This window comes from Clostridium tepidiprofundi DSM 19306 (assembly GCF_001594005.1).
GTDB classification, from domain to species: domain Bacteria; phylum Bacillota; class Clostridia; order Clostridiales; family Clostridiaceae; genus Clostridium_AC; species Clostridium_AC tepidiprofundi.
On the sequence record NZ_LTBA01000001.1, the window covers coordinates 44,756 to 57,748 of the forward strand.

The following is a 12,993-nucleotide window of genomic DNA, read 5'->3' on the forward strand; positions in this document are numbered from 1 at the left end:
GGGACATAATTATGAATGAAAGACTCTCAAAGATATCTGTTGCTATAGTATGTGTTATATTTGGGTTTTTATTGTCATATCAGATCAAAGTGCTGCACATAAATAAAATGCAATCAGGTACAAAAAAACAGAATGCAGAAATATCTTTAGAAATTGAACAATTACAAAAACAAAAAGAAGAATTGAAGAAAAAGATTGATAGTCTTCAAAGTAAAATAGCACAATATGAACAAGCGGCTGCTAGTAAAAATGAAAGAAGTAAGATGCTATTGGAAGATTTAAAAAAAATGAGAATACTTAATGGTGCTACAAAAGTTAAAGGTGAGGGCCTTATAATAAAAATTTCACCTAAGAGCAATATATTTGGTAGTGCATATGAAGGTCAACCAATTACCGATTCAAATTTGCTTGCTATAGTAAATGAACTTTATTCTGTTGGTGCAGAAGCAATAAGCATAAATGATATTAGGATTACGGCTAGAAGTGGTATTAGGACAGCAAGTAACTCAATAATAATTTCGAATGAGAAAATTTCTTATAATAAACCAGTTGAAATTAAAGTTATAGGTAATAAAGATTTGTTGGAAGCTGCTTTAAATTTTCCAGGAAACATTCCAAATACTCTGTATCAGAATTGTGACATTGATTGGAAAAGTTATGATGAAATAATTATTCCAAAGAGTAATGAATTGATTGAATTTAAGTATGCTATTCCGTTAGAAAAATAATAGAGGTGTTGTTATGATTTTTGCAATCGTAGGTTTGATAGTAGGTATTGTCTTAGGTTTACTAGTAAATATAAATATTCCTATGAAGTTTTCTCCATATATTTCTATTGCAATAATTGCTTGTATAGATTCAATTTTTGGTGCTATAAGTGCTAGCTTATCTAAAACGTTTAGGACAGATATATTCATATCTGGTTTTATAGGTAATGCAATTTTAGCTGTGTTACTAGTCTATTTGGGTAATATACTAGGCGTGCCTATATATATTGCTGCTGTGATATTGTTTGGTAGCAGGATATTTAATAATTTTGCAATAGTAAGAAGGTTGCTTCTTGAAAGAGCAAAGTTTAACAAGAGGTGGTCTGATGCGGATGAAGATAAATAAATCCAATAGAATAATTTTTTTTGCCTCCATGTTTTTAGGAATAATAATTGCAATGAATATTAAATTCTTAAATAGAGATAATATGCTATTGAGTCCAGAAGATTATTCAGAAGCTTATAACAAGAGAAATAATCTTTATAACGAGATATCACGTATGAAAGAAGAATATTATAATGCATATAAAAAGCTTGATATATATAAGGCAAATGATGAAAACAAGTATTCGGTTATACAAGAAATACAAAAGGAATTAGATAAAAATAATTTGCTATTTGGTGTTGAACCAGTTGAAGGTGAGGGTGTGAAAATCATTATAAATGATGCTACAACGGGTTCATTTGGGGAATACTACGATATATATTCTGTTATACATGATTATGATATTGTAGAGTTGGTTAATGATTTAAAAAATGCAGGAGCTGAAGCTATATCAATAAATGGTCAAAGAATTATTTACAGCAGTTATAGTTATTGTGGAGGCAGTTACATAAATTTAGGAGGAACCAAAATTGTTCCCCCATTTTATATTAATGCAATTGGAGATAAGAGGGTATTGAAAAATTATTTATTATTAAATAATACACATTTTAAGGAGTTGGCGCTTAGAAGGATAAGAACTGAAATTTATGAAGTAGATCATATAAGAATACCTGGTTATACTGGAAATACAAAATTCCAATATATGCATGAAACAAAGTAATTTTTAAAATTTAATTAAAAAAATAATTAATGTTGAAGGAATTTTGTTTTTAATGAAGAATACCTTCTATAGTATGTGGTATATATAATAAGGAGAGAGACTGTTATGGAAATAAAAACTAATATTTATAATATTAGAAAAGACATCCCTAAAAATGTTAAGCTTGTTTGTGTTACAAAGACAAAGAGTATTGAAGAAATTAAACAAGCTTATTCTATTGGTGAAAGAGATTTTGGCGAAAATAAGGTTCAAGAGTTATTGTATAAATATGAGCACTTTGATAATGATGTAAGATGGCATTTTATTGGACATTTGCAAAGGAACAAAGTTAAATATATTGCAGGTAAGGTATACTTAATTCATTCATTAGATAGTGTTAGACTATTGAATGAAATTGAAAAAAGATATTCTGAAAAAGGTAGAATTGCTAATGTATTGATTCAAATAAATATAGGTAGAGAAAAAAATAAAACAGGTTTGTTTATTGAAGATTTAGATGAATTATTAAAACACTGTGAAAAGTGTTCTAATGTGAAAGTGAAAGGTTTAATGGCTATAATACCTAAAGGTGATGAGAAATCTTGCAGTATGCATTTTAGGAATATGAAACATATTTTTGATGAACTTAAGGAAAATGAATTTAATAATATTAATATGGAAATCTTGTCTATGGGCATGTCAGGTGATTATAAAATAGCTATTGACGAAGGGTCGAATATGATAAGAATAGGACAAGGAATTTTTGGGAAAAGAATATATGACAAAGGAGGAGTTTAAATGTCAGGAAAAGTTTTAAATAAAATGATGGGTATTTTAGGTATGGAAGATAATTATGATGATTATGATGAACAGGAAGATGTGCTAGATGAGCAAGAAGAACAAGAAGATGATGATTATGATTTATTGAATAGCAAAAAAGGAAAAATATTAAATATTCATACCAGTTCTTCTGTAAAGGTTGAGATTGTTAAACCTTATGATTTTGAAGAAGCTACAAGTGTCTGCGAGAGCTTAAAGAAGAGGAAAATTATAGTCATAAATACTACAGCATTGGATAATAAAATAGCTCAGAGATTTTTAGATTTTGTTGGTGGTGCATGCTATATTTCAGGTGGAGAGCTTCAAGAGGTAGAAAAAGGTATTTATATTATATCACCATCAAATGTAGAAATAGATAACTCATTAAAGACTGAACTTTCTAGTAAGGGAGTATTTAGTTTTATAAAGTAGATTGGAGGTAAATATGATATTTGCTAGAATGATTTATTTTGTTCTTGGATTGTTAGAAATACTTATTCTTATTGAGGTTGTTTTGTCTTGGATTATGATTGGTAATGAAAATAAGTATACAATGATGATACATAGGATGACTGAGCCTTTTTTAGAACCAGGAAGGAGAATTCAAGAAAGCTTATTTCCAAATTTAATGATAGATTTTTCTCCATTTGTGGCAATTGTGATTATTACGTTTTTAAAAAGATTATTGATTTGGTAATAATATGGGGGTATGGTTATGCGGATAACTTCTATGGATATTGAAAACAAGGAGTTTAAGAGAACAGTAAGGGGATATAATCCTTATGAAGTGGATGAATTTTTAGATCAAATTGCTGAGGATTATGAAGCACTGTATAAAGAGAATTCAATACTTAATGAAAAGATTAGTATACTGGATGAAAAAATAGAGCATTACAAGAAAATTGAGTCTACTATTCAAAAAACATTGGTTTTAGCACAAAATTCTGCTGAACAGGTTAAGTTAAGTGCTCAAAAGGAAGCTGAATTGATAATAAAAGATGCTAATGATGCTGCTCAAAAAATTATTGATAAAGCTAATAATGATGTTTTAAAGATAAATGATGAATTTGATAGGATAAGACGAGAGTTTAATAAGTTCAGAACAAAATATAGGAATTTTATGAATAGCCAAATAGAATTATTTGAAAGAATGGAAAAGAATTTTGATGAGTACTATTCGCTTGGCAAAAGTATTAAAGAAGAAATTAAAGAGAAAAGCGTTGATATGAGTGAGGCAAATATAAGCAATGATTTTAATGTAAATGATATAAATAAAGAAATTGGCGATGCAGATGATTTAGAAACTATTAAAACATTTTTTGCTAACAGGTGAAGCATAAAATCTAACGGCAATTCCTTCCTCTAGTTTATATGTTGGTTGGAAATTGTCGTATTTTTGTGTTTTGTCCTATTAAATTTGAATTTTTCTGTTATAATAGTATAAAATATATTTAAACTGGAGGAATGAGATTTGAACATAGGTATTATTGGTGCTATGCAAGAAGAAGTTGAAGAGTTATTGAAAATAGTAGAAGCTGAAGAGAATATAATTAAAGCAAAAATGGAATTCAACGTTGGGAAAATATATGATAAAAGAGTTGTTATTGTTACTAGTGGAATAGGTAAAGTAAATGCGGCAGTGTGTACTCAGATATTGATAGATGATTTTAAAGTTGATTGTATAATTAATGTGGGTATTGCTGGTGGTGTAAGAGAAGATATATATCCTGGAGATGTTATTATTGCAGATAATTTAGTACAACATGATATTGATACTTCATTTTTTGGCGATAGAATAGGTCAAGTACCAAGACTTGATACATTTGACTTTAAATGCGATGAAAGATTAGTGAGTGTTGTTAATGATGTTTGCAAAGATATTAAAAATAGCAAATACTATAAGGGAAGAATAGTCTCAGGAGATCAATTTATTGCAGATGTTGAGAAGTTAAAATGGATTAGTAGTGAGTTTGGTGCTTTAGGATGCGAAATGGAAGGGGCGAGTATAGCTCATGTGTGCTATCTCAATCAAATTCCTTTTGTTGTTATTAGATCTGTGTCTGATAATGCAATCAATGGAACTCACATGGAATATGATAAATTTAAAGTTATAGCTTTAAAAAATTCGTTTAATATAATTAATAGTATGCTAAAAATTATGTAGGTGATGACTTATGAAACATTTACTTGTTGATAAATATAGTGGCCCTAATATAAAGTTTAATGTAAAAGATGTATTATTTGGTGGTAATGAAAAAGTTTTTATTTCCGGTCCTTGTTCTGTTGAGAGTTATGAACAAATGGATGAGTTAGCATATCAGCTAAGTAATATAGGTGTAAATATGCTGAGAGGTGGAGCATTTAAACCAAGGACATCTCCTTATGATTTTCAAGGACTAAAACAAGAGGGTATAAAAATATTAAAAAGCATAAGTGAAAAATATAATATGCCAGTTGTAACAGAAATTATGGATATAAGGGATTTGGAAATTTTATTGCCCAATATTGATATGTTACAAATAGGTTCTAGGAATATGTACAATTATTCATTGCTTAAAGAAGTAGGAAAACTGGATGTTCCAGTGCTTCTTAAAAGAGGTATGAGTGCTACAATTCAAGAATGGATGTATGCTGCTGAATATATTATGTCTGAAGGAAATGAAAAAATTGTTTTATGTGAAAGAGGAATTAGAACATTCGAAACTTATACAAGAAATACATTAGATATTAATGCTGTTGCTGTTGTTAAAAATAAATTTAGACTTCCAATTATAGTAGATCCAAGTCATGGAACGGGATTGAGAGAAATTGTACACAGTATGTCGTTAGCATCAATAGCTGCGGGTGCTGATGGTTTGATAATTGAAAGTCATATTAATCCAGATTTAGCTATTTCAGATGCTAGGCAAACTGTTGATGTAGAAACAGTACATAGAATAATTAAAAGCGTTGAAAAAATGGGTTGGTGATAGTGTTTTGCGTGTTAAAATTAGTAGACCTAAATCAAATATAGAAGAAAGTTTCACATTATATGGAGATAAATCTATTGCACATAGAGCATTAATTTTAGGAGCATTACCTAAAGGGAAATATAAAATAATAAACTTTCCTCTTAATAGGGATTGTATGACTACATTGAAATGCATGAACAAATTGGGTGTAATAATAAGGCAAGAAAACAGCACTCTATATGTTAGTTCTCCTGGATATGAAGGATTTAATAAAAATGTTGGAACTCTTGATTGTGAAAATTCTGGAACAACTGTAAGATTGCTGTCAGGAGTGCTGAGTGGCATAGGTGCTGAGTGTACACTTATTGGTGATAGCTCGCTTTCAAAGAGACCAATGTCAAGGATTGAAATACCACTATTAAAAATGGGTGCAAACATTGAAAGCAACAATGGTTATATTCCAATTAATTTCAAAGAATGTGCTGTATTAGAAGGAATTACATATGAACTCCCAGTGGCATCAGCACAGGTAAAATCCTGCATACTTATAGCAGGTTTTTTATCTGATAATAATACTACTGTTATTGAAAAGGTATCAACTAGGGATCATACAGAGAGGATTTTTAAATATTTAGGTGCTGATATTTTTGTTAATAGTAATAGTAATAGTATTTCAATTAGCAGATCAAAAATTATGAGCAAGGATTTTTATATACCAGGTGATATTTCATCTGCTGCATTTATTATTGCGTGCGCATTGCTCGGCGAAAATTGCAAAGTAACATTAAAAAATGTTTTATTAAATGATGGCAGAATTAAATATATAACTCTTTTGAAGAAAATGGGAGCCTTAATTAGTATTAAGGAAAATGGAATTGTGAATGGAGAAAATATAGGAGATATTTCTGTAGTAAGCAGTAAAATGTATGGAATAGAAATCGAAGAAGATATCATACCGAGCATAATAGATGAAATCCCAGTACTAGCAGTTATTTCCGCTTTTAGCAATGGTACTACTAGTATACATGGAATAGAGGAATTAAAGTACAAAGAAAGCAATAGGGTGGAGTCTATAATTAAAAATTTAAGAAACATAGGAATAGAATGTAATATAGTTAATGATACGATTATTATTCATGGAAATGATAGTATAATTGATAAAACTATTTCATTTGAAAGCTTTAATGATCATAGGATAGCTATGGCTTTTATGGCGGTTGCTATGAGAAATAAAGGCTGTATTATTATAAATAATTGGGAATGTACTGATGTTTCATTTCCAAATGCGATATGTTATTTCAATAAATTTTTTGATATTAGAAATGTTTATTAATAAAAAATGCTCCTTTTGAGAAAATATTATATATGATTTGTTTATTGAAAGGAGTGTTTTTATGGATAATAAAAGAAGTGAACATTTTAGAATGAAGTTGATGAATGAAAAGAAACGAGTAAATGATTTGTTGAAACAAATGAAAGAAAATGGAGTATTTACCAATTCGGAGATAGCTTCAGAGCTATCATATTATGATAATCATCCGGGGGATTTAGCTACAGAAATTTCTGATATTGAAAAAGGTAGAGCCCTTAAATCTAATGAAGTTTCTATACTAAAAAAGATAGATTTAGCGCTTAGTGCTATTGAAAATGGAAAATATGGTATATGTAAACTTTGTGGTAAAGAAATAAGTGAAGAGAGGTTGGAGTTTATTCCTTATGCGGAGTATTGTATAGAATGTCAAAAAAATTTGAGCAATATTAAACCACATAAAGATAGACCTGTTGAAGAAGATGTACTCGGAAATCCATTTGGATATGGTTATAATGATTTTAGTGATGATGTAGAATTTGATGCTGAGGATAGTTATCAAGCTGTTGAAAGATTCAATAAAATGGATAATATAGATGAATTTTATGATGGTGATGATGACTATGTGGAACCGATTGAGTGCATTAGCAATCAAGAGTATAAAAATCAGTTACCTGATTAGTTTGCTATAAATATAAGGGGGATGGGTAATGGAGTTAATTATTATTTTTATTGGTCTAACTTTGGATAGAATTACAAAAATTTGGGCTAGTACATTAAAAGGAAAAGAAGGAATAGTTGTAGTTAGAAACTTTTTTAGATTTGAATATCTAGAAAATAGAGGAGCTGCATTTGGAATATTTCAGCATAAGCTCATTCTTTTAAGTGTTGTTACAATAATTGTAGTAAGTGCAATGGGGTATTACTTGATTAGTTTCAGACCAAAATCCAAATTTTTAAGGTTTTCATTAGCGCTTATAATAAGTGGAGCAATAGGTAACTTGATTGATAGAATGTTTTATAAGTATGTAATTGACTTTATTTTACTGCACTACAAAGATGTTTATTATTACCCTACTTTTAATGTAGCAGATATATTGGTGGTTACTGGAACTATTATGCTGGCAATTTTAATAATAAAGGATGTAGATTAATGGAAAGAAATGATTTTATTGTAGATAATGAGTTTGTTGGCACTAGATTGGATGTTTTTTTAAAATCCAAGTATGAAGATAAATCAAGAAGTTATTTTCAGAATTTACTTGAACAAGAAAACATAAAAGTTAATGGGCAAATAAAGAAAGGAAAGTATAAGTTAAAGCAAGGTGATAAGGTTTCAGTAGAAATTCCTGAACCAGTTGAATTAAAGATAAATCCTGAGAATATTCATATTGACATTGTTTATGAAGATAAAGATATAATAGTTGTAAATAAATTACAAGGTATGGTTGTTCATCCTGCACCAGGTAATTATTCTGGTACTCTCGTTAATGCACTACTATATCACTGTGATGATTTGTCAGGTATAAATGGTATTATAAGGCCAGGAATTGTACATAGGATTGATAAAGATACTTCAGGATTATTAGTTATCGCTAAGAATGATATTGCTCATGTAAAGCTTGCTGAACAATTCAAAGAACATTCAATAACTAGAACGTATTATGCACTGGTAGAGGGAAGAATAAAAAATGATAGTGGCGTCATAAATAAACCATTAGGTAGAGATGCTAAGGAAAGAATTAAAATGGCAGTTGTTTCGAATGGTAAGAGGGCTGTTACACACTACAAAGTGATTGAAATTTTCAAAAAAAATACATTAGTCCAATGCAACCTGGAAACGGGTAGGACACACCAAATAAGAGTTCATATGGCATATATAGGGCATCCATTAGTAGGGGATCCAGTATATGGATATAAAAAGCAGAGGTTCAAATTAAATGGTCAAGCACTTCATGCTAAAACTATTGGATTTATACATCCTACTACAGGAAAGTATGTGGAATTTGATTCAGAGTTACCTATGTATTTTAAAAAAATTATAAATGTGTTGAGAAATGAATTGAAATAGAGTTAATTTTATGTTAACATATAGAAAAGATTGAGTTACCTTTAAAGTAGTCCTGTGAGATTACAAGGTGTTAAAACATAATTTTAGTTTTAATTGTTTATTACGCCTTTACCTCACGGTTGAGGCGTTTTTTATATGTGTAAGTGAACTCGTTTTGCTAGAGCAAAATATAGGTATTTAAGGTGGAGACTCTACTTGAATCAAAACGCTTCAATATGCTACTTATGGAAGTAGGATTCTTGTAGAATTAATAAATATTAGTTGTATTGTAAAGGAGGTGCTTTTGTGAAATTTAAAACTGAACTTCTTGATGATAAGGGAATAAATAGAACTTTAACAAGAATAGCTCATGAAATAATCGAAAAAAATAAAGGTGTTGAAGATGTAGCACTTCTTGGAATAATGAGAAGAGGAGTCTTTCTAGCGGAAAGAATTGCTAAACTTATTGAAAAATTCGAGGATATTAAAGTGCCAGTAGGAAGTGTTGATATTACACTATATAGAGATGATTTATCAGAACTAGGAGAACAACCTACATTAAACAATGATAATATAGGTATTGAAGTTAAAGGTAAAAAGATAATTCTAGTTGATGATGTAATATATACAGGAAGAACTGTTAGGGCAGCAATAGATGCTATTATAGATCATGGAAGACCTGAAATGATTCAACTTGCAGTTCTAGTTGATAGGGGACATAGGGAAATTCCTATCAGACCAGATTATGTAGGTAAGAATATTCCTACTTCTCGAAAAGAATTGGTTTCTGTTGAGGTTACAGAATTAGACGGTAGTAATTCAATTAAAATATATGAATTATAAGCTACAAATCTTTTAATAAAGTCCAGCGAGACTTAAAGGAGGAATTTTATGAAAAATTATGTAGATGTCGAAGAAAGATTACCTTTGTTAAAATCTATTCCACTTAGTTTCCAGCACTTGTTTGCAATGGTTGGAGCAACTATATTAGTTCCTATTATTTTAGGTATGAGTCCATCAATAGCTTTGTTTGCTAGTGGAGTTGGAACTTTGATTTATATTATGTGTACTAAAGCCAAATTGCCAGCATATGTTGGTTCGTCTTTTGCATTTATTACTCCAATGTTGACTGTTATGAGCAAATATGGTGTTGAAGCTATGTTATTTGGAATAATTAGTGCAGGATTTGTTTATGTTATTGTTTCAGGAATAATAAAACTTGTTGGCGTTAATTGGATTAATAAGGCTTTGCCTCCTATAGTTGTGGGTTCGGTAGTAATAGTAATTGGACTAGGACTTGCGGGAGTTGCAATAGGATGGGCTGGATTAGGCGGTAAATTGCCGGACGAAATAGTTGCATATAACATTCCTCGATGGAAATGTATACTAGTTGCATTGGTAACGCTTTCAACGGCTATAATAGGTTCTATGTATTTTAAAGGTTTTTTAGGAGTTATACCAATTCTTATTTCAATGGTTGTAGGATATGTTTTCGCAATATTTATTGGTGTTATTCCTCATGATGTAATGATTAAAATAGCAGAAGCATGTCATATAAACAATATTATTCAGATTCCAAGCTTTAAGTTTCCAAAATTCAATATAGATGCTATTATTATAATGGCGCCTGTTGCTTTTGTTACATTAGCTGAACATATTGGACATGTTTATGTTACGAATAATGTATGTGATAGAGATTTTACAAAAGAACCAGGATTGCATAGATCTATTTTAGGAGATGGGCTTGCTACAATGTTTGCAGGATTTATTGGAGGACCACCTAATACTACATATGGTGAAAATATTGGTGTTTTAGCAATAACTAGGATTTTTAGTGTACAAGTAATTGCAGGTGCTGCTATAATTGCTATAGTGTTGTCCTTTATTGCACCAGTAGCAGTTATTTTAGAAAATATGCCAAAGCCTGTTATGGGCGGAGTAAGCATATTATTATTCGGAATAATTGCATCATCAGGTTTCAGAGTTTTTGTTGAAGATAAAATTGATTTCAGCAAAAAGAGGAATTTAATAATATCATCTGTAATAATTGTTATAGGTTTAGGAGGAGCATCAATTAAAATACCTCATTCTCAAGTGGAAATAGCAGGTGTTGCATTAGCAACATTGGTTGGTATATTTTTAAATTTGGTATTGCCTGAGCAAAGCAAAACTGAAAAGGTGAACGAATAAAATAAAAGAGCCAATGGCTCTTTTATTTTATTTGTTCTATATTTGGAATTTTAGGGTCAACATAAATTGTTTGATTTGAATAGTATATTACCATACCTGGCTTTGCACCATTAGGTTTTTTAACATTTTTAATTTCAGTATAATCCACTGGAATTTTAGTTGAATTTTTAGCTTTGCTATAATATGCTGCTAAGTTAGCACCTTCTTCTAATGTTTTTTCTGATATATCATTGGAGTTTTTTATTATTACATGTGAACCAGGAATATTTTTAGTATGCATCCATATATCATGTTTACCAGCAAATTTTAATGTCAAATAATCGTTTTGAATATTATTTTTACCTACATAAATATCATTACCATCACTTGATTTAAAATGTAATGGCTTAGATAAATTATTTTTTTTACTGTTTTTCTTTTTATGTTTTAAATACTTTGAATTTACGAGTTCTAATCTAATTTCGTCTAATCCATCAGCATTTTCACAATTTTTTATATTAGTTAAAACTGATTCTAAGTATTCAAGCTCATTATTTGCTAATTCTAATTGCAGTTTTGACATTTCTTCTGATTTTTTTAATTTATTATATTTTTTATAGTATTTTTGAATATTTTCAGAGGGAGATTTGTTTTCTGCTAATTTTATATTAATATATTCTCCATTTTCACTGTAATAATTAAGAACATTTATTTCTTTCATTCCTTTTTGTATTTGATAGATATTTGATGTCAAAAGCTCGCCATATAGTCTGAATTTATCTTTGTTTTTGCAATCATGCAATGTTTTATTTAAAATATCTATCTTTTTCTTACATCTTTCAATGTTGTTATTTACAAGTTTTTGAAGATACGAGCTTTTTGAATTTATTCTGTCAGCTTTATCTTTTTTATAATAAAAATCTTCAAGTAAAATAGAGGGCGATGAATAGGATTTTTTAGTCATATTCTGAAGAATTGTTAATTCAATACAATGAAAATCAACTATATTATTCTTTTTTGAATATATGTTAAAATCAAATTTTTTACTATGTATATTTGAAAAAACTTGTTGAGAATAATTATATAAATCTTCCAATGAGATATTATCTAGAGTGTAACCATTATTCATTAAACGGTAAAATAGTTCATTGGACAGTTTTTTGCTTATACCTGTAAAAATGTTAACAAATATTTTATCATCAAATTCAATTTTGTTTTGCCTGTAAAATGATACTAATTCATCATAACTGAAATCAAATGGGTTAAGCTTATTGGATTTAGGAGGATAAATGTATTTTATACCCGGATACAAATTTCTGTATGAATTAATATCGGAAGTTAAGTGTTTTATGCTATCCATTATTATATTATCTCTTTCTCTAATAAGAGTAATATTACTGTGTCTGCCCATGATTTCTATGATTAGAGAATATATACTATTGAATCCCAATTCATCTGTGCTTTCAAAATTTATTTTTACTATTCTATCTCCATTTATCTGTTCTAAAGAAATAACCTTTGAATTGTTTAGGTATTTTCTAAGCACCATGCAAAAAATTGGTGGAGATAAAGGGTTCTTTTTTGTTATTTCGGTAAAGTGAATTCTTGGATAGTTTGAACTAGCACTTATTAATAGTTTATATTTTTTTCTAGCTTTTTTGAAAACAATATTGATTTCATCCTTTTCAGGTTGATTTATTTTTTCTATTTTACTGTCAATCATTATTGGAGAGATTTCATCTATTATACTAAATAAAAAAATACCGTCTAGTGCCACATATATCATCCTTTCTAATGCTGTTATTATATAGTATATCATTATAGAGAAATAAGTTCAAAAGTTAGAATGCTAAAAAAAATACATATTATGATTAAATTATATTAAATTGACAAAAATAATAGT

At 29.1% G+C, this 12,993-nt stretch carries 16 protein-coding genes; 15 read left to right on the top strand and 1 reads right to left on the bottom strand.

The window, feature by feature from the left end:
- The first annotated feature begins 11 nt into the window (after positions 1-11).
- The 15 genes from CLTEP_RS00245 to uraA all read left to right on the top strand — a co-directional run bounded on the left by CLTEP_RS00245 (position 12) and on the right by uraA (position 11,111).
- Complete coding sequence (locus CLTEP_RS00245) at positions 12-728, top strand: DUF881 domain-containing protein (protein ID WP_066820786.1); 717 nt, start codon at positions 12-14, stop codon at positions 726-728.
- 13 nt (positions 729-741) lie between these two features.
- Positions 742-1,113: a small basic family protein gene (locus tag CLTEP_RS00250; protein ID WP_066820789.1), complete on the top strand. Its 372-nt coding sequence runs from the start codon at positions 742-744 to the stop codon at positions 1,111-1,113.
- Positions 1,100-1,813 carry a DUF881 domain-containing protein gene (locus tag CLTEP_RS00255; RefSeq protein WP_066820793.1) on the top strand — a complete coding sequence of 238 codons (714 nt, stop codon included), beginning with the start codon at positions 1,100-1,102 and terminating at the stop codon, positions 1,811-1,813. The genes CLTEP_RS00250 and CLTEP_RS00255 overlap by 14 nt, the downstream gene beginning before the upstream one ends.
- Positions 1,814-1,918: 105 nt before the next feature.
- Positions 1,919-2,590: a YggS family pyridoxal phosphate-dependent enzyme gene (locus CLTEP_RS00260; RefSeq protein ID WP_066820796.1), complete on the top strand. Its 672-nt coding sequence runs from the start codon at positions 1,919-1,921 to the stop codon at positions 2,588-2,590.
- Positions 2,591-3,043, top strand: coding sequence for a cell division protein SepF (locus CLTEP_RS00265; RefSeq protein WP_066820799.1), 453 nt, complete (start codon positions 2,591-2,593; stop codon positions 3,041-3,043).
- A 13-nt stretch (positions 3,044-3,056) separates the two neighbouring features.
- On the top strand, positions 3,057-3,308 hold the full coding sequence (locus CLTEP_RS00270; RefSeq protein WP_066820802.1) for a YggT family protein: 252 nt from the start codon (positions 3,057-3,059) through the stop codon (positions 3,306-3,308).
- An 18-nt stretch (positions 3,309-3,326) separates the two neighbouring features.
- Positions 3,327-3,944 (top strand): DivIVA domain-containing protein, encoded by a 618-nt coding sequence (locus tag CLTEP_RS00275; RefSeq protein ID WP_066820805.1) that lies wholly within the window; start codon positions 3,327-3,329, stop codon positions 3,942-3,944.
- A 138-nt stretch (positions 3,945-4,082) separates the two neighbouring features.
- Positions 4,083-4,775, top strand: a complete 693-nt coding sequence (locus CLTEP_RS00280) for a 5'-methylthioadenosine/adenosylhomocysteine nucleosidase (RefSeq protein WP_066820808.1) — start codon at positions 4,083-4,085, stop codon at positions 4,773-4,775.
- A gap of 10 nt (positions 4,776-4,785) precedes the next feature.
- Entirely contained in the window at positions 4,786-5,580 is a 795-nt protein-coding gene (gene aroF, locus CLTEP_RS00285) for a 3-deoxy-7-phosphoheptulonate synthase (RefSeq protein ID WP_066820810.1), read from the top strand.
- Positions 5,581-5,587: 7 nt separating this feature from the next.
- A complete protein-coding gene (gene aroA, locus CLTEP_RS00290; protein WP_066821825.1) occupies positions 5,588-6,895 on the top strand; it encodes a 3-phosphoshikimate 1-carboxyvinyltransferase in 1,308 nt (435 codons plus the stop codon).
- A gap of 61 nt (positions 6,896-6,956) precedes the next feature.
- Complete coding sequence (locus CLTEP_RS00295) at positions 6,957-7,553, top strand: TraR/DksA C4-type zinc finger protein (protein ID WP_066820813.1); 597 nt, start codon at positions 6,957-6,959, stop codon at positions 7,551-7,553.
- Between the two features lie 28 nt (positions 7,554-7,581).
- Entirely contained in the window at positions 7,582-8,025 is a 444-nt protein-coding gene (lspA, locus tag CLTEP_RS00300) for a signal peptidase II (protein WP_066820815.1), read from the top strand.
- Positions 8,025-8,942: an RluA family pseudouridine synthase gene (locus CLTEP_RS00305; protein ID WP_066820818.1), complete on the top strand. Its 918-nt coding sequence runs from the start codon at positions 8,025-8,027 to the stop codon at positions 8,940-8,942. The genes lspA and CLTEP_RS00305 overlap by 1 nt, the downstream gene beginning before the upstream one ends.
- A gap of 285 nt (positions 8,943-9,227) precedes the next feature.
- Positions 9,228-9,764, top strand: a complete 537-nt coding sequence (gene pyrR / locus CLTEP_RS00310; RefSeq protein ID WP_066820821.1) for a bifunctional pyr operon transcriptional regulator/uracil phosphoribosyltransferase PyrR — start codon at positions 9,228-9,230, stop codon at positions 9,762-9,764.
- Between the two features lie 48 nt (positions 9,765-9,812).
- Complete coding sequence (uraA, locus tag CLTEP_RS00315) at positions 9,813-11,111, top strand: uracil permease (protein WP_066820824.1); 1,299 nt, start codon at positions 9,813-9,815, stop codon at positions 11,109-11,111.
- A 22-nt stretch (positions 11,112-11,133) separates the two neighbouring features.
- On the opposite strand, the gene CLTEP_RS00320 is transcribed toward uraA, so the two are convergent.
- The gene (locus CLTEP_RS00320) at positions 11,134-12,867 is read right to left on the bottom strand and encodes an Rqc2 family fibronectin-binding protein (protein ID WP_066820826.1); all 1,734 of its coding nucleotides are present in this window, start codon (positions 12,865-12,867) and stop codon (positions 11,134-11,136) included.
- Positions 12,868-12,993 lie beyond the last annotated feature (126 nt).